General features: G+C 44.6%; 27 protein-coding genes. 17 read left to right on the plus strand and 10 right to left on the minus strand.

What is annotated here, in order from left to right; genetic code table 11:
• Nucleotides 1–104: 104 nt before the first annotated feature.
• From ACRBG0_RS16735 to ACRBG0_RS16745, 3 genes are all read right to left on the minus strand, one after another.
• Nucleotides 105–635, minus strand: coding sequence for an alpha/beta hydrolase (locus ACRBG0_RS16735; protein ID WP_431488012.1), 531 nt, complete (start codon nt 633–635; stop codon nt 105–107).
• Nucleotides 636–739: 104 nt separating this feature from the next.
• Nucleotides 740–1,255 carry a hypothetical protein gene (locus tag ACRBG0_RS16740; protein ID WP_431488013.1) on the minus strand — a complete coding sequence of 172 codons (516 nt, stop codon included), beginning with the start codon at nt 1,253–1,255 and terminating at the stop codon, nt 740–742.
• A 62-nt stretch (nt 1,256–1,317) separates the two neighbouring features.
• Nucleotides 1,318–1,938, minus strand: coding sequence for an outer membrane beta-barrel protein (locus ACRBG0_RS16745; protein ID WP_431488014.1), 621 nt, complete (start codon nt 1,936–1,938; stop codon nt 1,318–1,320).
• A 105-nt stretch (nt 1,939–2,043) separates the two neighbouring features.
• Between ACRBG0_RS16745 and ACRBG0_RS16750 the strand changes: the two genes are divergently transcribed.
• A complete protein-coding gene (locus ACRBG0_RS16750; protein ID WP_431488015.1) occupies nt 2,044–2,322 on the plus strand; it encodes a hypothetical protein in 279 nt (92 codons plus the stop codon).
• Nucleotides 2,323–2,324: 2 nt separating this feature from the next.
• Here the strand turns inward: ACRBG0_RS16750 and ACRBG0_RS16755 are convergent, their stop codons facing one another.
• Both ACRBG0_RS16755 and ACRBG0_RS16760 read right to left on the minus strand, forming a co-directional pair.
• On the minus strand, nt 2,325–2,726 hold the full coding sequence (locus tag ACRBG0_RS16755; protein WP_431488016.1) for a type II toxin-antitoxin system VapC family toxin: 402 nt from the start codon (nt 2,724–2,726) through the stop codon (nt 2,325–2,327).
• Nucleotides 2,717–2,968, minus strand: coding sequence for a hypothetical protein (locus tag ACRBG0_RS16760; RefSeq protein WP_431488017.1), 252 nt, complete (start codon nt 2,966–2,968; stop codon nt 2,717–2,719). Before ACRBG0_RS16760 ends, ACRBG0_RS16755 begins: the two co-directional genes overlap by 10 nt.
• A gap of 151 nt (nt 2,969–3,119) precedes the next feature.
• Here ACRBG0_RS16760 and tgt point away from each other — a divergent pair, with 151 nt between their 5' ends.
• From tgt to ACRBG0_RS16835, 15 genes are all read left to right on the plus strand, one after another.
• Nucleotides 3,120–4,259, plus strand: a complete 1,140-nt coding sequence (gene tgt / locus ACRBG0_RS16765; RefSeq protein ID WP_431488018.1) for a tRNA guanosine(34) transglycosylase Tgt — start codon at nt 3,120–3,122, stop codon at nt 4,257–4,259.
• Nucleotides 4,256–5,341, plus strand: a complete 1,086-nt coding sequence (locus ACRBG0_RS16770) for an LptF/LptG family permease (protein WP_431488019.1) — start codon at nt 4,256–4,258, stop codon at nt 5,339–5,341. Before tgt ends, ACRBG0_RS16770 begins: the two co-directional genes overlap by 4 nt.
• Before the next feature lie 346 nt (nt 5,342–5,687).
• Nucleotides 5,688–6,230, plus strand: coding sequence for an RNA polymerase sigma factor (locus tag ACRBG0_RS16775; RefSeq protein ID WP_020535076.1), 543 nt, complete (start codon nt 5,688–5,690; stop codon nt 6,228–6,230).
• 15 nt (nt 6,231–6,245) lie between these two features.
• Nucleotides 6,246–7,439: an A/G-specific adenine glycosylase gene (mutY, locus tag ACRBG0_RS16780; RefSeq protein ID WP_431488020.1), complete on the plus strand. Its 1,194-nt coding sequence runs from the start codon at nt 6,246–6,248 to the stop codon at nt 7,437–7,439.
• Between the two features lie 21 nt (nt 7,440–7,460).
• On the plus strand, nt 7,461–7,937 hold the full coding sequence (locus tag ACRBG0_RS16785) for a single-stranded DNA-binding protein (RefSeq protein WP_431488021.1): 477 nt from the start codon (nt 7,461–7,463) through the stop codon (nt 7,935–7,937).
• A 77-nt stretch (nt 7,938–8,014) separates the two neighbouring features.
• Nucleotides 8,015–9,406 carry a gliding motility-associated protein GldE gene (gene gldE, locus ACRBG0_RS16790; RefSeq protein WP_431488022.1) on the plus strand — a complete coding sequence of 464 codons (1,392 nt, stop codon included), beginning with the start codon at nt 8,015–8,017 and terminating at the stop codon, nt 9,404–9,406.
• Nucleotides 9,407–9,418: 12 nt separating this feature from the next.
• Nucleotides 9,419–10,303, plus strand: coding sequence for an NAD kinase (locus ACRBG0_RS16795; protein ID WP_431488023.1), 885 nt, complete (start codon nt 9,419–9,421; stop codon nt 10,301–10,303).
• Nucleotides 10,304–10,381: 78 nt separating this feature from the next.
• Nucleotides 10,382–10,747 carry a cupin domain-containing protein gene (locus ACRBG0_RS16800; RefSeq protein WP_431488024.1) on the plus strand — a complete coding sequence of 122 codons (366 nt, stop codon included), beginning with the start codon at nt 10,382–10,384 and terminating at the stop codon, nt 10,745–10,747.
• 15 nt (nt 10,748–10,762) lie between these two features.
• Nucleotides 10,763–11,518, plus strand: a complete 756-nt coding sequence (locus tag ACRBG0_RS16805; protein ID WP_431488025.1) for a cyclase family protein — start codon at nt 10,763–10,765, stop codon at nt 11,516–11,518.
• A 5-nt stretch (nt 11,519–11,523) separates the two neighbouring features.
• Nucleotides 11,524–12,201 carry a helix-turn-helix transcriptional regulator gene (locus ACRBG0_RS16810; protein ID WP_431488026.1) on the plus strand — a complete coding sequence of 226 codons (678 nt, stop codon included), beginning with the start codon at nt 11,524–11,526 and terminating at the stop codon, nt 12,199–12,201.
• A 57-nt stretch (nt 12,202–12,258) separates the two neighbouring features.
• On the plus strand, nt 12,259–12,696 hold the full coding sequence (locus ACRBG0_RS16815; RefSeq protein ID WP_431488027.1) for an SRPBCC domain-containing protein: 438 nt from the start codon (nt 12,259–12,261) through the stop codon (nt 12,694–12,696).
• Nucleotides 12,697–12,701: 5 nt separating this feature from the next.
• On the plus strand, nt 12,702–13,187 hold the full coding sequence (locus ACRBG0_RS16820; RefSeq protein WP_431488028.1) for a DinB family protein: 486 nt from the start codon (nt 12,702–12,704) through the stop codon (nt 13,185–13,187).
• 9 nt (nt 13,188–13,196) lie between these two features.
• Nucleotides 13,197–13,547 carry a hypothetical protein gene (locus ACRBG0_RS16825; protein ID WP_431488029.1) on the plus strand — a complete coding sequence of 117 codons (351 nt, stop codon included), beginning with the start codon at nt 13,197–13,199 and terminating at the stop codon, nt 13,545–13,547.
• Between the two features lie 70 nt (nt 13,548–13,617).
• Entirely contained in the window at nt 13,618–13,920 is a 303-nt protein-coding gene (locus tag ACRBG0_RS16830) for a hypothetical protein (protein ID WP_431488030.1), read from the plus strand.
• Between the two features lie 42 nt (nt 13,921–13,962).
• On the plus strand, nt 13,963–14,949 hold the full coding sequence (locus ACRBG0_RS16835; RefSeq protein WP_431488031.1) for an aldo/keto reductase: 987 nt from the start codon (nt 13,963–13,965) through the stop codon (nt 14,947–14,949).
• On the opposite strand, the gene ACRBG0_RS16840 is transcribed toward ACRBG0_RS16835, so the two are convergent.
• The 3 genes from ACRBG0_RS16840 to ACRBG0_RS16850 all read right to left on the minus strand — a co-directional run bounded on the left by ACRBG0_RS16840 (nt 14,937) and on the right by ACRBG0_RS16850 (nt 17,592).
• Nucleotides 14,937–15,413, minus strand: a complete 477-nt coding sequence (locus ACRBG0_RS16840) for a TrmH family RNA methyltransferase (protein ID WP_431488032.1) — start codon at nt 15,411–15,413, stop codon at nt 14,937–14,939. The genes ACRBG0_RS16835 and ACRBG0_RS16840 overlap by 13 nt on opposite strands.
• 253 nt (nt 15,414–15,666) lie before the next feature.
• Nucleotides 15,667–17,010 (minus strand): GntP family permease, encoded by a 1,344-nt coding sequence (locus tag ACRBG0_RS16845; RefSeq protein ID WP_431488033.1) that lies wholly within the window; start codon nt 17,008–17,010, stop codon nt 15,667–15,669.
• A 93-nt stretch (nt 17,011–17,103) separates the two neighbouring features.
• The gene (locus ACRBG0_RS16850) at nt 17,104–17,592 is read right to left on the minus strand and encodes a gluconokinase (RefSeq protein ID WP_431488034.1); all 489 of its coding nucleotides are present in this window, start codon (nt 17,590–17,592) and stop codon (nt 17,104–17,106) included.
• Between the two features lie 137 nt (nt 17,593–17,729).
• On the opposite strand from ACRBG0_RS16850, the gene ACRBG0_RS16855 reads away from it, so the two are divergent.
• Complete coding sequence (locus ACRBG0_RS16855) at nt 17,730–18,440, plus strand: HAD family hydrolase (RefSeq protein WP_431488035.1); 711 nt, start codon at nt 17,730–17,732, stop codon at nt 18,438–18,440.
• Nucleotides 18,441–18,523: 83 nt separating this feature from the next.
• Here ACRBG0_RS16855 and ACRBG0_RS16860 read toward each other — a convergent pair whose 3' ends face one another.
• Complete coding sequence (locus tag ACRBG0_RS16860; RefSeq protein WP_431488036.1) at nt 18,524–19,999, minus strand: T9SS type A sorting domain-containing protein; 1,476 nt, start codon at nt 19,997–19,999, stop codon at nt 18,524–18,526.
• Between the two features lie 202 nt (nt 20,000–20,201).
• Nucleotides 20,202–21,263 (minus strand): TIGR03032 family protein, encoded by a 1,062-nt coding sequence (locus ACRBG0_RS16865; RefSeq protein WP_431488037.1) that lies wholly within the window; start codon nt 21,261–21,263, stop codon nt 20,202–20,204.
• Nucleotides 21,264–21,305 lie beyond the last annotated feature (42 nt).

A 21,305-nucleotide genomic window follows, 5' to 3' on the forward strand; every position in this document is an offset into this window, starting at 1 on the left:
TGAGTGCGAGGTGCGGTGTAATCTCCAACTTCCGGTTTTGATGCTGAAGAGTATGATCGCACTGGTACGATTAGCCTTTTTGAACGCTATCTAGGCATTCATGCCTAAAGGTGGAGAAGCTTGTCAACAATTGTTTTCGCAACCTCTGCCTTGGTGTAGGCTTCATGCCCATAGTTGGGTAGTAATTCATAAGGCAAATTGACTTGTTGCTGGCTCCAATGTTCATCCGGACGGAAAGGATCATTGGCTCCGTAGTACAATTTCCCCTTTATTGGAAACACTTCTTTTTCCTTGCGTAAGCGGGTCGCTGAAACGGCGCAGAAATACCCGCAAGAGAGCCCTTTTTGTATGGCTTTCCAGCCAATGGTGCCGCCGATGCTGAAAGCTAGGATAAGTGCTGGAGCGTGTTGCCTTTCTGTCACTAAAAGATTATTTATAGCTCTTTCAATACCGCCCTCCAGAAATTGTTGATGAAGTTGATCTTGCTTGTAATTATTCAAATCTATCTCTCCAAGCTGGCAGCAATCATACCATTCAAGTTCAAAATGCTGCCGCAAAGGTTGCTCGTAATAGGGCCACCATTGTGAACGACCAATTCCCCAAAGGTCTGACAGGATAATAAGGCGTTGCTTCATGGACTTACCAGCGTTTACACCCTTACACTTTTCCGCCATTTATTATGGTGCATGATGCGAAGAAATAAGCTGACGGACCCTCCGACTTCCGGCTTTAAAACTCCCTACTGTCCTCCCTGTCCAGCAGCCTGCTGGAAAATTTTCTGGTAAAAACCAAAACCACCTTCGGTCATTTGGTTGCCATAGGTGTAGGTGCCGTTTTCGAGGAAGAGATAGTACAAGCAAGCACCTCCGAAAAACAGATCAGCCTCTTCGGCATTTTGGCCATCTACCTGGAAGAAAACACGACCTATAGGTTGGCAGGAGCTGACTATTTTAGCCGGCGTAGTAGAAATAGTGCCCAAGGTGGTGCGGATAGCCCCCTGTACATTCTGACTCATTGAAAAATTAGTAGTGTAAAAAACGAAATCAATATAGTCGCAGTTGTCATAGAGGTACATCATCTTTTCCTGCGTAATGCTAGGGTAGGGAGAAGTGGTTGTCTCAGTAGTGACAGGAGCGGTGGTCGCAGGAGCTTCAACTTCCGTTTGAGCTTCTTCCTGGTTTTGATCCGTAGTGCCGGATTGACACTGTGAAAAAAGCAAGCTAGCCAGTAAAAGAGAAAGAAAGATGAATCGCATAGTATAAGGTAATTTACATTTCCCCAAAGATAGGGAATCCAACTTGGGACAATATGATAAGCCTAAAGAATATAATAGAGGCGAACGCCGAGATTACGACCTATGAATTTGATATCTTCTGTGTTGGGGTTCTTGTCTGGCGCTTTTAAGCTGCTTAAATACTTGGACCATCGGAAATTGAGCGCAAGCTTTTCTGAAAAAATATAGGTAGCTCCAAGTACGATTGAAGGAATATCTGTCCGATAATCTTCCAGTTCAGAAATATCAGACCCCACGTCATTTATCACCTCATAGTTGATCAACCGATTGTAACTTACACCAGCACTGGCGAGAATTTTCCAGTCGGAAAAATTGATCATCAATGGCACTTCCACAAAGTTGAGTCTAATTTTGTCGTATTGTGAAGATATGTCATCGGTAGGCACACGACTAGCTCCTTGCTGGCTGTAAAGAAATTCCGTGCTCAATGACCAGCGGTCGCTTAATTTAGCACTGACGCGTGCTCCGGTATTGAAGCCGATTTTATTGAACCCTCCCAGCTTGTCACCATCGATTTGGGAAAGATTAAAGCCTCCAACCAGCATGGCGGAGAAGGTTTGTGCGGATGCCTGTGGCCCGCTTAATAGTCCTGCCAGGAATAAAAGGCAATATACATGGTTGCGGAGCGTGTTTGTTTTCATCATCTGATTACTTAATTAAGAGTGTAAAGTTACGGTACCTTATTGAGGTTCGATCTTAAAACTTTACAATTTTCGTAATATTGTGGTACTAAATACTTGTTAAGTAATATGAAATATACCCGTCATACCCTCAAAAAACTGGAAACACTTTTCAGCGAGATCGAATATACCATTCGATACGAAAAAGGGAATTTCAACTCAGGGTATTGTGTCGTTGAGGACCGGAAGGTGGCCGTGATCAATAAGTTTTACGATACGGAAGGCCGGATGAACGTATTGCTAGAGATTATTGCAGGCTTAACCATCGAGGAGGATCAATTGGAGGAATCTTCGTTGAAGTTTTACAAGCAGGTTCTGAAGTTCCTGGCGCGGCAAGAGGAAGAATGATTTCAATACGCTTGCCAGCGTCGTAGGCCAATGATGTGTTCAAAGTGTCGATCGTAAGTTATCAAGGTTCCGCCTTGCTCGATGCTGATAGCTGCTATCCAAACATCGTGGGTAGGTATTGGCCGACCAGCAGTTTTTAGTTGGAGCATAAGTTCGGCGAAAATCAGCAGTGTCTCAGCGCCAGGATAGTGCCTTTTTACCTTGGGATAATTTTCAAAGTCCGCGAGAATGTCGAGGTTCCTTTCCGTCTGGTTTCCTTTTTTAAAGCCGAACAATAACTCAGCAATAACAAAAGCAGGAAGTATAACCTCCTCAGCTTCTTTAATAAGTTTGAGTACTTTTTGGTCCCCCTTCATGAGAGCAGCGTAGGCATTGGTATCCAGAATTATTTTTGTTAATCCCATAACTCGGTATCAATAGCGTCGAAAGTAGAGGTGTTTGCTATGAAACTTTCTGCTTCTTCTTCGGACCAGTAGCCACAGAATTTTTCAAAGTCATTCATTGGAGGAGGAGCATCGCTCAAACCTAGGGATTGTCTTAACAGCCTCTTGATGAGTTTATTCTGGCTTAATCCCATTTCACTGGCCAATTGCTGAATTTTTTGAGCAATTACGGTGTCAAGATTATGGATAGTAATTGATTTCATTTCTCTGATCTTTATTAATAGAACCAAAAGTGAACCATTTTAGTTCTTTTATGAACCAAAATATCATTTTTAACTTGCAATAGCAAGCTGAAGCTTTATTTCCTGCCCTTATTCCCATACTTTCAATACCTTTGCTGCCCGAATTTGACTTATGGCACGATTACAATTTAAGCTGGAACATACAGACCCAGGCTCCAAAGCCCGGGCAGGAACGATCACCACCGACCACGGGGAGATCGAAACACCGATTTTTATGCCTGTCGGGACGGTAGGCTCTGTAAAAGGAGTGCACGCCCACGAGCTGCGTGATGATGTCAAAGCCCAGATCATCCTGGGAAATACTTACCATTTGTACCTGCGCCCTGGTACAGAAGTATTGGAAAACGCCGGAGGCTTGCACAAGTTTAATGGCTGGCAAGGCCCAATCCTTACCGACAGCGGTGGTTATCAGGTATATTCTTTGGCACATCGCCGAAAGATAGAGGAGAAGGGGGTTACTTTTCAATCGCATATTGATGGTTCAAAGCACGTCTTCACGCCCGAGCGTGCTATGGATATCCAGCGGAGTATTGGTGGAGATATTATTATGGCTTTTGATGAATGCCCCCCACACCCTTGTGAGTATCGTTATGCCAAGGATTCTTTGGGGCTGACCAATCGTTGGCTAAAGCGTTGTGTTGATCATTTTCAAGCGACGCCGGACAAGTATGGGTATACCCAAAATTTGTTCCCGATTGTGCAGGGCAGTACGTTTGAAGATTTACGGCGAGCAAGTGCTGAAACTGTAGCCAGTTACGATATGCCAGGTAATGCCATCGGAGGATTGTCGGTAGGGGAGAAGTCGGATGAAATGTACCGTATCACGGAATTGTGCTGCGATATTCTGCCCGCTGGTAAACCGCGCTACCTGATGGGCGTAGGCACCCCCGTGAATCTGTTGGAGTGCATTGCGCTGGGCGTAGATATGTTTGACTGTGTATTGCCCACTCGGAACGCCCGGCATGGTATGATCTATACCCGCCATGGCGTGATGAATATCAAGAATTTGAAATGGAAAGATGATCACAGTCCTATCGATGAAGATGGCCCCTGTGCTACCAGTCGCTACCATACCAAGGCCTTTTTACGCCATTTGATCCACAGTGGTGAAATGCTTGGTGGGCAATTGGCATCCATACACAATTTATCTTTCTTCTTGTGGTTGGTTAAAGAGGCGCGTACGCATATACAAAGCGGTGATTTCGCACGTTGGAAAGAGGAAATGGTGCCGAAGCTGCAAACGAGATTATGAAATTAATAGACTGGTACATACTGAAGAAGTTTCTTTCTACTTTTTTCTTTACCGTGTTGATCTTTACGATGATCACAGTAATCATTGATTTTAGTGAAAAAGTAGAGAAGTTTATCGAGTCAGATATTACCAAGTCGGAGATCATTTTTGGCTACTTTCCCAATTTTGTCATTTTTATATATGGATTACTCTTTCCTTTATTTACTCTGATTTCTGTGGTTTTCTTTACGTCGCGACTGGCGAATAATTCGGAAATCCTGAGCATCTTCAATGCAGGGGTCAGCTTTCGACGTCTTTTGCGGCCCTATATGATTGGTGCAATTTTTATTGCCATCATTCATGCGTTAGGGACTCACTACTTTATCCCAGAGGGTACAAAAACACGGCTGAAACTGGAACGCAAATACTTTGATCCTAACCGTGATCAAGGTAAACAACGCAATATCCACATGTTTCTTGACCCGGAAACGAAGGCTTACGTTAATTTCTGGCGCAAAAGAGATAGCACTATTCGCGGCTTCCGCCTGGAACGATTTGAAAACCATGAACTTGTTTATCTACTAAAGGCTTCGAGTGCAGAGTGGTTGGGGCCACCAGATAAATGGCGCTTGGTCAATTATGAGGTTCGAACCTTTGACGGCCTCAAAGAAACCATCGTTTCTGGCCAGGGAGAGCAAATGGATACAGTGTTAAATATGCAGCCTGCTGACTTTATTGAATATAAAGAGCAGCATGAGATGATGACGACGGTTGAACTTTCCAGTTATATCGATAAACAAAGGGCGCGCGGCGTAGGTAACACGGCAAAATACGAAGCGGAGCTATGGCGGCGAACAGCTGAGCCTATCACCGTGCTCATTCTTACCTTGATCGGCGTGGCTATTGCTGCCCGAAAAGTGCGCGGAGGACTGGGGATACATTTAGCGGTTGGTATATTACTGGGAGCACTGTTTCTTATTCTATCCCGGTTTTCCTCCGTTTTTGCAGCAGGGAATGCTTTACCTGTGGTCATAAGTGTTTGGTTGCCCAATATTCTCTTTGGAGCAATAGCTGTTTTGTTGATTGCTAAAGCACAAAAATAGCTGGAGTCTACCGCTATTAAGGTTTCTTTCTTTTCTAAAAGGCAGGTGTTTAAGTGTTTTGTTTAACAAAGCAGTAGGTATTGCAGGTGTAATGCTAAACAAAATTCATCTTCTTTCATTTTTTATTGAAATAAATAAATAAATGTAAATACATTGATTTTGAGTGTATGTATCTGATTTTCAGTTATTAATGCTTATTTTTGCATTTGTTTTGACAATATGATTGCTTGGTTTTGAAAGATTTGTTGCCTTTTGACTTGGTTTTTGTTTAAACTTAGCGTAAATTTGATTCAACAACAGAAAGCAACTGTTTAGTTCTAATAATCCTAACTAGAAGCCTCTAATTATGTCCAGCATCGAATTCAATGACCGTCTCAACCAAATGGCTAGCCTCCTGCATTCTTTTGCATACAGTTTGACCAAGAATAATGAGGATGCGCGTGACCTGTATCAAGAGACCGCTTATCGGGCAATTACTAATCGGGAGAAATTTCGTACAGGCACCAATTTAAAGGCCTGGCTTTTTACGATTATGAAAAATATTTTCATTAATAATTATCGTAAGAAGGTAAAGGCCAATACCATCATGGACTCTACCGATAACCAGTATTACATCAATTCTGGAGATAACGCTATTGATAATAAGGCTGAAAGTAGCATAATGATGAAAGAGCTTACCCGAATGATAGATAAACTAGACGAGAGCATTCGCATTCCTTTCCTCATGCACTATCAAGGCTATAAGTACCAAGAGATAGCAGATTACCTAGAGCTTCCTTTGGGTACAGTGAAAAGTCGTATTTTCTTTGCTCGCAAGGATTTGAAATTACAGATTAAGAGGAGTTATGGACAACTCAATTTCTTCAAAAAAGAAATTGCGGTACAGTAGTATAACTTTCCATTTTTGATAACCCCAAGAAATGACGGCGGCAAAACAAGTTTTTGCTGTCGTCATTTTTATTTTGAAAACGCTCCTCCTTCTTTTCAATCAGCTTATTTGTACATTCGCCTTATGGCTTCTTCCTCCTTTCCTTTTTTTACGCGTACACTACTTGATTGGTATGAACCAGAACGCCGGCCCTTGGCTTGGAAACATATCACGGATCCTTATCTGATTTGGTTGTCAGAAATTATTCTTCAGCAGACTCGAGCAGAGCAAGGTGCGCCATATTTTCAAAAATTCAGTGAATGCTACCCAACGGTAAGTGATTTGGCACGGGCAGCCGAAGATGAGGTGATGAAAATGTGGGAAGGTTTGGGGTATTATTCTCGCGCTCGCAATTTGCACGCTGCCGCAAAATTTATTCACACGGAGTATGGCGGTGTTTTCCCTGATGATTACGAACGTATTCGTGCCCTCAAGGGAGTAGGGCCTTACACCGCTGCAGCTATTGCTTCTTTTGCGTTTCAATTGCCCTATGCGGTGGTCGATGGGAATGTGTACCGCCTCTTGTCGCGTTTTTTTGATGATGCGACGCCAATTGATATTAGCCAAGGAATAAAACACTTTGCAGGACTAGCCCAAGAGTTGCTTCCCAAGGATAGTGCAGCTACCTATAATCAAGCAATGATGGACATGGGAGCGACAATATGCACCCCGAAAAAACCACTTTGTGAAGCTTGTCCATTAAATAGGGAATGCCAGGGATTAGCTAATGGAACAATTACCGAACGACCAGTAAAGGTGAAAAAACTCAAGCGTAGCACGCGTTATTTCAATTACCTGGTGGTTCAGCATCCTGATTTTAGGATGATTGAAAAAAGGACAGCAAAGGATATTTGGCGTAATCTTTATCAATTTCCTCTGGTGGAAACCAAGGCATCCCTTGACACACTCTCCCAATTGTTAGAGGAGCAAAGCTGGCCAGATTGGCTATTGGCCGAAAATTTACAACTGATTCGCAAGCTTGGGCCGCGTAAGCAAGAGCTTACACATCAACGTATTATTGCCGATTTTTGGGAATTTAAGTACATTGGAAACCGTCCAGATAGGCTCCCGGAAGGAATTAATCTTATCAAGCCGGAAAATTGCAGTAAATTTGCTTTCCCGAAAGTCATCAGTTGGTACTTCGATGATAATTCGCTATATTTATTTTAATAACAATATCTTATCTAGTCTATGGTTAATCGGGTTATCCTTATCGGAAATTTGGGGCGTGATCCAGAAGTTCGCCGCCTCGAAAATGGTGCTGTCGTTGCCAAGTTTTCAGTTGCTACCAACGAAAATTATCGCGACAAAACTGGCGAATGGCAAACCCAAACAGAATGGCATGATGTAGTAGTCTGGCGCAATCTGGCTGAAAGGGCCGAAACCCAGCTATCTAAAGGGTCACAGGTTTATCTGGAAGGCAAACTGACTCATCGTACTTGGCAGGATAAGGACGGTAATAATCGCAAAACAACCGAAGTAGTTGCGAGCTATTTCAGAGCTTTGAACCGTAGAGAAGGAGGAGATAGCAATAACGGTTATTTTCCATCTACTGATGATGAAATGCCTAGTAGCACAACAAGCGTAGCTCCAGCTAAAGAGAGTGCTCCGGCTCAGACTACACCACCTGCACCAGAAATGGACGCAGATGATGACCTACCTTTCTAATACAGCAGCGTCTGATTTTTTAGATTAACGTTAATCTATTGGAACCCGAACCGGACAGTATCATCCATCTTCTAGGAATGTTAGACTTTTTGCTGTGGATTAGTCCACAATGGCAGATAAGTTTAAGTATTGTAGGCTTGCTCGTAATGCTTGTCTGCTCCGCATTGGTTTCCGGATCGGAAATCGCTTACTTTTCCTTGTCTCCCAATGACCTGGAACGCCTAGAACAGGAAGAGCAGAGTAATAGCCGCCGTGTACTTTGGTTGCTCACTCAGCCCGAAAAATTACTAGCTACTATTCTTATTAGTAATAATTTCATCAATATTGCGATAGTACTATTGGCTGAAATTGTAATTAGGCAAATCATCCCAGAGGAAAGTACTTTGGTTTGGGCAGCCAACCTTCAAGAGAGCTTTGCCTTCTTGCAGAGCTACCAGGCAGAGAGCATTGGTACTGTCGTCTATTTTAGTATTACAGTTATAGGGATAACCGCTATGTTGGTGCTTTTTGGCGAAGTAACGCCTAAAGTATACGCGACCCTTAATAGTATTCGGTTGGCCCGTATTATGTCGTTTGCCCTCAGTCTCTTAATGCAGGTTTTTGCTGGACTGAGTAATCTTCTGGTCAATTGGTCTCACTGGATGGAGAAGCGCCTGGCTAGCAAACAATCCAGTGTAGGGCTTACCAGTAAACAGGAAATTGACGAAGCCATAGAATTAACTGTTTCCCAGGAAGAAGATAGTGAGCAGGATTTGGATATCCTTAAGCGAATCATCAAATTCCCCGAAGTTAGTGTTCGTCAGGTAATGCAAGCCAGGGTCGATGTAATTGGACTGAACGATTCTGCTGATTATGCAGAAGTGCTGGATACGATTAAGGACGCAGGATATTCCCGTTTTCCTGTTTACGAAAAAGATGCTGATAATGTAATCGGTATCCTTTATGTAAAAGATCTTTTGATGCACCGCTACGAAGCCGCCGAATTTAACTGGCAGGACCTCATTCGTACCAATGTGTTATTTATCCCTGAATCGAAAAAAATCAATGACCTGTTGAATGATTTTCAACGAGAACGCTTACATATGGCTGTTGTCGTTGATGAATACGGCGGTACTTCAGGCATTGTAACTTTAGAGGATGTTCTTGAAGAAATTATTGGAGAGATTCAAGACGAATTTGATGACGAACCAGATGTCGTTTATCAAAAAATTGATGACCTGAATTACGTTTTTGAAGGCAAAACCCTCCTCAATGATGTATGTAGAATCATTGGCATTGATACAGATTCTTTTGATACAATCAAAGGGGAATCGGAGTCGTTAGGAGGCTTGTTTTTGGAACGCCTCGGTAGAATGCCTAAAAAAGACAGAGAAATGCTGTTGGAAGGTTTTCGTTTTAAAGTTTTGGAAATAAGCCAAAGACGAATAGAAAGGATTTTGATCACCTTGCTCCGTACCGGAGAAGATTAAGCCCCCAAGGCCATGCAAGTCATCGTATTTAGTAAAAAAATGAAGCAAAAAGATGTTCCTTATATCCAGGAGCTCTTCGATGTCCTTGCTGATTTTCAAATCAATACTTACGTGTATGCCCCTTATTTACAGATGTTGCAAGGGGTCATTGAATTTAAACGAGACGTAGGTGTTTTTGAGGGATATGTTGATTTTTCGGTAAAACACTTCGACTACTGTATTACTTTAGGCGGCGATGGCACCATCCTTGAGGCCATCACCCAAGTCAGAGACAGTAAAACCCCATTGCTGGGAATTAATCTTGGGCGACTTGGTTTTTTGGCAACAATTGAAAAAAAGCTTATCCGAGATGCGATTACCAAGCTTCAGCGTGGAATGTATCGGATTGAAGAAAGGCGGACTTTATACTTAGAATCCAATTTGCCTCTTTTTGACGATATGCCTTATGCGCTAAATGATTTTACGATCCTTAAGCGGGATACTTCCAGTATGATTATTATTCATACTTATATCAATGGTGCCTACCTGAATTCTTATTGGGCTGATGGTATTATTGTGGCTACGCCTACAGGGTCGACAGGCTATAATCTTAGCTGTGGAGGTCCTATCATTTTTCCTGGTTCTGGTAACTTTATTATTACGCCTGTGGCACCGCACAATCTCAATGTACGTCCAATAGTGATGAGTGACGATGCTGTTATCTCTTTTGAAATAGAGGGGCGTGCCGAAAATTTCCTCTGTACATTAGATTCCCGCTTCGAGACCATTACGGCTGCTCATCAGTTGGCCGTTCGTAAAAATGGCTTCGGTGTACGGTTGGTCAATTTGCAGGATATTGATTTCCTTGATACTCTCAGGGGTAAGCTCAATTGGGGGCAGGATACAAGGAATGATTAGTATTTGTTGAGAGAGTTGAAGTTCTCACCAAGCTCTAATTTATATGTTACTTTTGTAAGTAACCAAATCCTCCGACCAATGAAGAAAATCAACCTCCAGCAGAAATTATCCTTATTCAAGGAACAATGGACGCCAAAAGTTATTGCTGAACTAAATGGACAGCAGGTGAAATTGGCGAAAATTCAAGGCGATTTCGTCTGGCATAACCATGCGCAGGAAGACGAGATGTTTTACATCATCAAAGGAGAGTTGTACATCGATTTTCCCGAGCATACAGTGGAATTAGGGCCTGGTGATATGGTCGTCGTACCTGCAGGTGTAGAGCATCGCCCACGCACCAAAGATGGTCAGGAAGTACACCTGATGTTAGTAGAACCCCACAGTACCAAGCATACGGGGGAGGTAGAGCATGAACTCACCAAGCACAGCTATGATTGGATATAATCAAAGAAGACCACTATGAATGCGCAATTTCAAATAAGCGGAAAAGCCTTTACAGCAGACCTTGCTCAGCCTTTGGATATCAGTATCCCATTGCGTTTTGATGGGCGTGGGCCAAATTGTTTTTACGCGCCACTAGCGGAGAGCTCTCCCGTGAAAGCGGGCGATTTTGTGGGGTCTACCGCCGAGGGGGGCTTGGTAAACTTCAAGAACATACGCCTCAACCCCCACGGCAACGGAACGCACACCGAATGCGTAGGCCACATCAGCAAGGAGCCCTACTATCTGAGTAACTGTCTGGAAAAATACCACCATTCCGCTCGTTTGATAAGCATCTATCCTCGTAAACTGGAAGATGGCGACCGCGTAATTGAGCGAGATCAACTGGCAGAAGTACTGCGCCCAGGAGAGACCGCCGCCGTAGTCATCCGGACGTTGCCCAACGACGACCAAAAACTGGAGCGTAATTATTCCGGGACCAATCCCCCTTATTTGGCAGCAGATGCGGCCCAGCTGTTGGTGGATTATGGGGTAGAGCACCTCTTGTTAGACCTCCCTTCAGTGGACCGCGAGGAGGATGGTGGTGCCCTCTCTGCGCACAAAGCCTTTTGGCAATATCCCTATGCTACCCGCCTGGGAGCTACTATTACTGAATTGGTTTTTGTGGAGGATGCTATAAAAGACGGACTGTACCTGCTTCAGCACCAAATTACGAGTATGCAGCTTGATGCCAGCCCAAGTAAACCCGTTTTGTATCGGGCAAAAAGCGTATAGTTTGTATGAGTCGCCTCACCCGCCTCACGGCTATCCTTACCCAACTACAAGCGAAGCGAGTCGTAAAAGCTCGAGAAATAGCTGATCGTTTTGGCGTGAGTCTTCGCACCGTTTATCGCGATATCAAAACCTTGCAAGAAGCGGGCGTACCGATAGGTGCGCAAGAAGGAGTAGGCTATTTTTTGGTAGAAGGCTACCGCTTGCCTCCGGTAAGTTTTACGGAAGAAGAAGCCAATGCAGTGGTTTTGGTAGATCAGTGGGTACAACAACAGGGGGATCAGTCTTTGCGGCGAGATTATCAATCAGCAATATTCAAAGTTAAAGCGGTACTTGGGACCACCCAGAAAGAGAAAATAGCTGTCTTAGAACAACGAATAACACCTTCTGTACCACGTGAAAATCAGGCGTCGAGTTATTGGTTGGCCGATTTGCAAAAAGCAATAACTGCCAGGTTGGTTATAGAACTTACCTACGTAGCAGCATCGGAGCAACTGACCCAGCGGCGGGTGGAACCGCTCGCGCTAAGTTTTACCGAACAGGCTTGGTATTTGCTCGCTTTTTGCCAATTACGGGAGGATATCCGCGAATTTAGATTGGACAGAATCCAGCAGTTGAAAACCACCGAGATGATTTTTGCTCCTCACGAAGATTTCGTCTTGAAAGATTATTATCATGCTCGTTAAAGATGTTGACATACCCTTGTCAATACACCTGTCTACCTTGCGGGAAAATTTTAAATTATGCAACAGCAAAGTATTCAACAACAAATAGATTTACCTGCCACCATTGAAAAAAGCTGGCGTTTATTGACGGAATCTGTTTACACCAAGCAGTACATGTTTAACTGTGAAGTGAAATCGACTTGGGCAATGGGTAGCTCTGTAATTTGGCAGGGGAATTACCAAGGGTATGATGCTTACCAGAAAGGAAATGTATTGGCTATTCAGCCGGGGCGTTCTTTAAAATACTCCACGTTTGATCCGAATTTTGGTTTGGAGGATGTGCCTGAAAATTACATTCACGTAAGTTATCACCTGAAAGAAAAGGAAGGCTTTACCGAACTAACTATTATTAATGAGACCTTTGATGGTAATAAGGAACGCCTGGCACATATTCGCCAGGGCTGGGAAATGGTCATGGTGGAAATGAAGAAAATAATGGAAGCGGAAAAAAGCTAAGAATCATGAAGAAAATTTACCGAGATAATGGTGCAGTTGGTGCCTTGTTAGATGAATACGAACGTGCCTTGAATGAGTTACAAGCGCTCATAGTTACCGTTGCGAATGATCAATTGGTACGTATAGTAGACCCGCACACCGATGATCCTGATTGCCGCTCTATACAAACCATACTTACCCATGTAGTGCGTGCAGGGTATGGTTATGCGATTGCGATCAGGAAAAACGAGGGAGAAGAACTGGCGTACATGGAACGGAAAACGCAGAATACGATAGCTGCTTACCAGGAAGACCTACAGCGGATGTTCGCTTACAATGAACAGCTTTTTGCCGATTATCCCAATTTACAATTGGAGGAAAAAGACGCTGATAAGAAAATCAAAGTAAGCTGGGGGCAGATATATGATGTAGAGCAACTTATGGAGCATGCCATTGTTCACATCTTGCGGCATCGTCGTCAGATAGAGCGCTTTTTGTTGAGGATGAATTAGGTTTCTTTTATGAAAAAAATACTGTTTATTATCACCCTTGGGATAGCTACTTTTTCATTGAGTAACACTGCGCCGCTGTTGTCAAATTCTGATCCTGAGCTTGTTCTTGTTACTTACCAGCAGCATATTCTTCCCATTTTTGAGGTTCATTGCCTTTCTTGTCATGGTGAAAGGGTAAGTAAGAAACGTCAACTCCATACTTACGAACTGGCCAAGGAGAAGATTGATGATATATTGTTTCGAGTGCAGTTGGAGCCCAGTAATCGAAAATTCATGCCTTACAAAATGCGGCAGGCGCCATTGACGAGGGCACAGATTGCTGTACTAGTGACTTGGAAGGATGAGGGGATGATGGAGTAAGGGAGATTGCCTCTGCGCTAGTGCAGGCTACAGGTAGATGAATAATTAGTTCAAATTATAAAGCGTTGTCATGAACAAGAAACCTTCTGAAAATAGTGTCTTGGTGTTCGTGGTTTTTGTGTTAATTATGATTAACCCAGGAGGAGAACAGCTTAAAGAACCATGTGCAAGGGTTTTAAAAGGCTTTTATAACTGGAATGTATTTATTCCTATTTACTTCACACTATTGATTTTTAGTGTTCGTGGTCTTCTAAAAATTAGGAATCTAAAAACGCAAATATTCACCGCTATACTTTTCAGTGTAGTTCCTTTGTACATCTTATTAGCAGCGGCCTATCGTCTAATTGAGGGTTTCTTTGATTTCGCCCACTAGTAACCTTACCTTCGTCAAAGAATAAAAAAAGTCCGTCTTACCATGCAGTATCGAATATTAGGAAAAACAGGTTTTGAAATTTCTGAACTTTCGCTGGGCACCTGGCAGGTTGGAGGAAAGTGGGGAAGTGGTTTTGATGATAAAAATGCTGATGAAATCCTCAATGCAGCCATTGATGCGGGTGTCAATTTTATTGATACCGCTGATGTTTATGAAAACGGTATGAGCGAAACGGCGGTTGGCAGAGTAGTGCGCCAACGTTCCGAGCGTATCTACGTTGCTACCAAATGTGGTCGGCAGATCAATCCGCATACCAACGAGGGGTACCAGCCAGAAGTGTTGGTGAAGTTTGTGGAAGATAGCTTGCGCCGAACAGGACTGGAATGCCTGGATTTGATTCAACTGCATTGCCCGCCCACAGAGGTGTATTACCGCCCGGAAATATTCGAAACCTTTGAACGACTGAAGGAGCAAGGGAAAATATTGCACCTGGGCGTAAGCGTAGAAAAGGTAGAGCAAGGCCTCAAAGCAATTGAGTTTCCAAACGTAAGCACGGTACAAATTATCTTCAATCTTTTTCGGCAGCGCCCAATGGAATTGTTCTTCCAGGAAGCAAAGAAACGAGATGTAGGTATCATCGTACGCGTACCCTTGGCGAGTGGTTTACTCACTGGGCTTTATCACGAGGGTACCACATTTGAGAAAGACGACCACCGCCATTTCAACCGAGATGGTGCCGGTTTTGATAAAGGAGAGACTTTTTCTGGCGTCAACTATGCCTTAGGATTGGCTGCTGTGTCAAAGTTGAAAGCCTTGTTTCCTGAGGAAGAAAATCTGGCACCTATCGCATTACAGTGGATACTGACCCACCCGGAGGTGAGTTGCGTTATTCCGGGCGCCTCTAAATTGGCGCACTTGGCTTCCAATTTCTCTGTTTACGATCAACCTCCACTGAGTTCTGCACAGGTGAGTGCGATGAACGCAATTTATGAGGAATACATAAAGGCAGAAGTACATCATCTCTGGTGATGCTGCATTGCTTTTTCTACTACGATGCCAAAGCTTACGGCTACATTGAGGCAGTCAGTATGTCCGAAACTGGGGATATAGACGGTGGCGTCTAAGGATTGGATGACTTCTTCCGGCAGGCCGTCTTTTTCGCTGCCAAAAAGGATGAGATCCTCGGCCTGCCAGCTAAAGTCATTCAAGTGTTGGGCCTGCTCATTGACGAGGGTACCTACTTTTCTGCCAGCATAATTTTGCAAAAAATCAATGGGGTCTTCCAGTATTATAATTTCAATGTGATTGACCGCCCCGGCAGTCCACACCCTGGCCATGTGCTCCATGTTGGCCCGCCCTTTCTTATTGTCTGGCGGAGTAAGCAAACTGTTTTGATCGTAAATATAGATACGCTTGAACCCGAAAAACTCCGCAGAACGAATCATCGAAGACATATTGGGCCGGTATTCGGGAGCGTAAAGCAGAAGATCCATGAATGGTGAATTGACGAGCGGTAAAGGTAGTAGATTTTTTATCTAGCTATATAGGAGATGTACGACTTTTGAGCGTACAGGGAAATGGGGGTGGAGCCAGCAGCAAGTTTGTCGTTGAAAGAGTGGTGTGTCTGCATGAATGTATTTATACAAATGAGGGCTAGCCGTATGATCGTATTGGTACGATTGGGCACGGGGTGTGTTTTTGTACGGATGTGTGGGGATTTCTCAATCCCAACTTCCGATTTCTTAATTACACCATTGGATAAAGAACCACAATGACCACCAGTGCTGTCAAAGAAAGCAACACGGTCATCATCGACCAACTCCGTAGCGTCGTTGCTTCGTCCATGTGCAGGTATTCTTTTACCAGCCAGAAGCCGCTGTCATTGACGTGAGAGAGCGTGCTTGCTCCGGCGGCAATGCTCAGTACCAATAGTGCTAATTGAGGTGGGCTCAACCCCAATGTTGGGAGAGCAGGTGCCAGCAAACCCGCAGCCGTAATCATAGCAACGGTTGCCGACCCTTGGAGAATGCGGATAAGTGCTGCCAAGAGGAAAGCCAATAATGGTGGAAGCAACTGAAATTGTAGGAAAACCTCGGCGAGAGAGGCACCCGCGCCACTAGTCACCAACATTTGTTTGTAAACCCCGCCAGCACCGGTGATGAGGATGATAGCCCCTGCTGGAGCCAATGCTTTGGTGGCCAGGCTTTGCAGTGCTTTGCTGTCCAGTCCCCGCTTGGTTCCAAGGTAGTAAAGTGCTAGTAGACACGACAACAACAGCGCCACATAGGGATGCCCCAGAAAGATGATGCCATCGGTGAGCATGGTGGAGGCCAAGACATCTGCCTTGGTCAGCATTGTCGTAAGGGTGTTGCCCAGGATCAAAATGATTGGCAATAGAATAAGGGTAAGAATAAGTTTGATGGGTGGTAATTGTGTGTCCCCCAGTTCAGGCCCATCGAGCGGAGGGGCTGCAATGAAAAATTTGTCACCTACTCGCTTTCCCCACCAGAGTCCTGCTATGGTAACGGTGGGGATGCCTACTGCAAAGCCAAGCATAATGACCCAGCCGAGTTCGGCTTGCAAAATATCAGCAACGGCAATGGGGCCGGGCGTGGGCGGTATGAAGGCGTGCGTGGTGGCCAAACCAGCCAACAAAGGAATACCGAAGTGGAGTAATGAACGCCCGGTGCGCCGGCCCAAGGCGTAAACCAGTGGCACTAGAAGAACAAAAGCTACATCGAAAAAAACGGGGATAGCGACCAGAAATCCCGTAAGGACAAACGCTAAGGAAGCCCGTTTTTCGCCCAGGCTTGAAAGTAGAAACCGGGCCAGTGCTTGACTGCCACCGGAATGCTCTAAGACCGCTCCAAGAATGGCACCTAAGCCTACAATGGTAGCCACAAAGCCCAAGGTGCCGCCCATGCCAGTGGTAATATTGGTAATGATTTCGGCAGTAGGAATACCTGCTGAAAGACCAAAACCAATGCTGGCAATCAGTAAAGCCAAAAAGGCGTTGAGCCGAAATTGCAGGACGAGAAGCAGCAGCAGCGCAATGCTGAAAAAAATGGCAATGAACAATTGGGGAGTCATAAAGGAGTAGTCTAATCAAAAAGAACGGAAATTACGAAAATTAAAGGCACTAAGAACTGTTTACAAATGAGGTGAGCCATTTTTGTGCTGTTCCTAAGCACCAGCCAGGATATCATCAACAATTTGATCGATGCTTTGATCAATGGAGACGATGAGTGCATCGTGGGGTTCTTCCAATGCTGCAAATTGAGAGGCGAGTAGGGTAGGTGGCATAAAATGCCCGCTGCGGGCTTGCATCCGAGCTGCGATCAACTCGGGGCTCCCCTTGAGGTAAACGACTAAAGGAGGGGGCGTGAGGTCTTGTTCAAGGGTATTGCGGTAGCTGGCTTTGAGTGCTGAACAGGCCAAAACAGCACCTTCTCCATTTTGACTTTGTTTTTTGAGCAATGCCGACAGGGTCTCCAACCATGGCTGGCGGTCGTCATCATTGAGGGCTTGGCCAGCAGCCATTTTGGCGACATTGGCTTGGGGGTGGAAATCATCAGCATCGAAAAAGGGGAGGTGAGTACGTGTACTTAGGGCTTGGCCAATGGTGCTTTTTCCGCTACCGGAAACGCCCATGATAAGATAGATAGAAGGCATGATTGAACGATTTATTCCCTTGGTGAAGAGGAAAGATCGGGAGAATTTTTCAGAACCACTATTTTTGTCCAACCATAAAGCCCTATCGTAGCTTTATCAATGATTATTTAATTCCTACCTCCAAAGCAACAAAGCCAGTGAAGACATTTCTCCTTTTTGATATAGATGGAACCCTTCTTTTTTCTAATTCTGTTGACAGCCAATGTTTTGCTGAAAGCTACCAAGAGGTCTTTGGCCAACCCTTTCCCAGTATCGACTGGCGGCAATACCCGCATGTGACCGATCACGTTATTTTTAGGACCGTCTTTACTCGTCATTTTCAGCGGATGGCTACAGGTGAAGAGCGGCAGGCTTTTGAAGATCATTACGTGAGCCGCTTACAAGCCGAGCGTAAAAAACAACCGGAAGCTTTTCAGGAAGTACCCGGCGCGCGTGATTGTTGGCGGCAGCTGGAGCAAGATGATCGCTTTGTATTAGGTATTGCTACAGGAGGTTGGCGGGCACCAGCGCAGGTGAAGTTGCAGCATATAGGGATTCATCCAGCACCTCCTTATGCTGCTTATGCGGATGGGATGGAGCAGCGCGATCATATACTACAGGCAGCGATTGATTTGGCGTGTGCTGCACACGAAATCAGCCATGTCGTTTATATAGGAGATGCCATCTGGGATGTTACGACGACGAAGCAAATGAACTTGCCGCTGATTGGCTTGCGTCGTCAGGGCGATGAAGAGGTACTGCTCCGGGAAGGAGTAAAGGTGGTGTTGAGTAATTATCAAGACTTAACCGCTTTTCACCAAGCGGTGGATACTGTTTTGTTAGAACACCAAATAAGGCTACAGGAATAGAAGAAGTCGAAAGTCAGCTATGGATATCTGGAGTAATTAGCACTATTTCCGATTCCTCAATGCTGACTTCCGACTTAGAAAAATTACTGCTTAATCACCTTGCCTGTCCATTGTTTTTGTTCGCTTTGTAGCTTCAAATAGTAGGTGCCGGCAGGGTAGCTGTCAAGCTGTAATTGCTCGTCCAGCTGGGTGGTAGCCGGATAGTCTTGTTGCTGTAACAGCTGGCCGTTGGTGTTAAATACTTTGAGCGTTACCGCTAAAGGAGACTCTTCTGTACGGATTTGCAAATTATATACTCCTTGACTTACGGTAGGGAATACCTCAATTTGAGTAAACTCATCGGCAAGTTCCTCAACAGCGACATTTAGGAGTAGGTTTTCTTGATAGCCCCAACCTGCGACCTCTGTAAATTCATTGTAGGTAGCTCCTGTAAGAACGTCTAAATCGCCGTCATTATCTAAGTCACCCAGCATAGGCCAGAGGAACAAGGCTGATTGCGGTTCTAGTCCAAACGGATCAATAGCTACATCTGCAAAAGAGGGGCCAGTTGCGGTTCCTGTATTTTCATAGTATTGGTAAGAAACACTATAATCATAGTAGTCGTAATATGGAGAACCTGCGAGGATATCTACATCGCCGTCGTTGTCCAGGTCGCCAAATTCTAGAAAGATGATATTTTCAAAAGAAGTTGGTAGTCCAAAAATATCCCGTTGTACTGCACCAAAAGCAGGAGCGGTAGCAGTACCCGTGTTTTCTTGGAACATGATGCCATTTTCTTCAATATATTCACTGTAGTCGTAAAAAATACTGAATAAATCGAGGTCTCCGTCACCATCAATATCTGCCAGTTTAGGGGTGAAAGCAGTAGAACCATCACTGTCCATCCCGAAAGGATTGATTTGTGGTTCTCCAAAAACTGGATTTTGGGCATCCCCTGTATTTTGGAAGTAGAAAATGCCGCCATCAGTATTTTCTCCATAGATATAGGAGCCAATGAGAAGATCTAGGTCCCCATCCCCATCTAGGTCGGCAAGGACTGGGTTGATCATGTTACCATCTTCAAGACTTGGAAGTATTATCCCAAATGCGTCAGATACAGGCTTCGTGAAATTGGCGAGGGTACCATCATTAGTGCTTTGATTTTCACGAAATTCCAGAATTTGGTTGTCCTCATACCCTCCATCATCAGTATAGCTTACACTGACAATATCTAGGTCCCCGTCCCCATCAATGTCGGCGAGGGTTTCGAAGCGAATTTCATCGTGCGTCATCAACCCGAATGGGTTTTCTTCTAATGGTGCGAAATTTACTTGAGCTTGTGCAGGTGTAGCTCCTAAGCCCAGCAAAAGAATGGCGCCACCGAGGGCTTTGCGCAAGCTGCTAACTTTTTCCAATCGCAACATTTGCTGAAACAATTGCCGTAGACGGCCGCGCAAGAATGCTTGCTTTGTAGAAGTGAAATTAGCAAAACTGCCATCTTTGACCCATTGCCTTACCCGGCTGCTCAGGTAGCGCCACTGCCGGCGGGTCGTTGAAGTTTGTTGTTTTCTTTGGTACATGTAAATAAAGTTTTAGTAATGAAAAATGTCAGAGAAGGTTTAGAGCCTGTTTAAATTTATATGATCGAGCGAGTGCCACCAAATTTTATGCTGATTAAGGCAAAAAGTGGAATCGATGCCGGAAGCATCGGCGAGCATTTTTAGCGTAAAGCAGCGCAAAGTTTGGCAAGCGCAGCCGATTGAGGGGATTTTAAATAGGTTCTTAATCTTTTTCTGTTTTTTGTCCCCAATAGGTAGCGAAGGGTGTGGCCAAACCTCGCTTGTGATCGTCCTGTAAAGTGCTCATTATATTCGGGCGTAACATACCGGGAAGGACCTTGATGTCGTAAATTTCCTCTACGGATTCTTGGTAGGCCAATTGGCCAATTAGCTTCCCGCTGGGTAGATGGACAACAAGTATTCCTGCCGGAGATTTTTTGAATTTATCGTCAATTTTAGCAAAGGTTTTCGAGCTGGCTCTAATTTTACTTACTCCAATAAAGAGGTAATCGCCATGGCGATCCATGCCTCTGAGGAAGCCGGGATGTTGAAAAACCGTCGTAGTTTCCCCGCTTGCTGGATTTATCTTTAAAAGCGTACCTGCTGCTGAAAGGAGTACGAAAAGCCCTTCGGGATATAAACGAGGGGAGTGCGGCATAGCTAAGCCAGATGCAATGACCTTTCCAGAAGGGACTTCCATCACAATGCCGCTGGTTGTGACGGTTGGTCGCCAGCTTTTGGGGGTGTCGCCTTGGTTAAAAGCCGTAGCGTAGGCTGGTTGTCCATCTTTCATGGCCATGCCGTTGAGGTGGCAACGGTCCTCTGCTGCCAGTTTGCTGATAAAAGGAGGCTGCCAGATCGGTGTAAAATTGTAGTTGGCGTCAATTTTACATAGACAAGAGAAAAAAGTATTGACGGCGAAAAGCCCTCCTTTGCCAAATTCCAGGTCGTGAATATCTAGCGCTCCTGTATAAAAATTAGCGCGAGGCATAAACATATTGTCGTAAATGGCGGGCTTTGCAGGGTAGTGATGTGCTAATGCTGGTGAATTGCGTAAGACAATTACCTCGTCCTTTGTTGCAATGGCCATTCGGTCTTCATGAAGCGCGATGCCCATCGCTTTGCCAAAAGAACGGGGTAGTTGCACAATGCTTTGTTTATTCTTCGGACTTAGTAAGATCACTTTGCCAGCCTGGTAAGTGCTAAGGGCTAAACTGATGCCCAGCTGATGCAAAATAGCGGCGAATCCAGGAGTGTACTGGCAACTAAAGGGAGGTAAAGCCAAGGTCAGTGATTTTTAGAGTTGATTGCTCAAGAAAGACAAGAG

The organism is Lewinella sp. (assembly GCF_050633125.1).
In the GTDB taxonomy this organism is placed as follows: Bacteria; Bacteroidota; Bacteroidia; order Chitinophagales; family Saprospiraceae; genus Lewinella.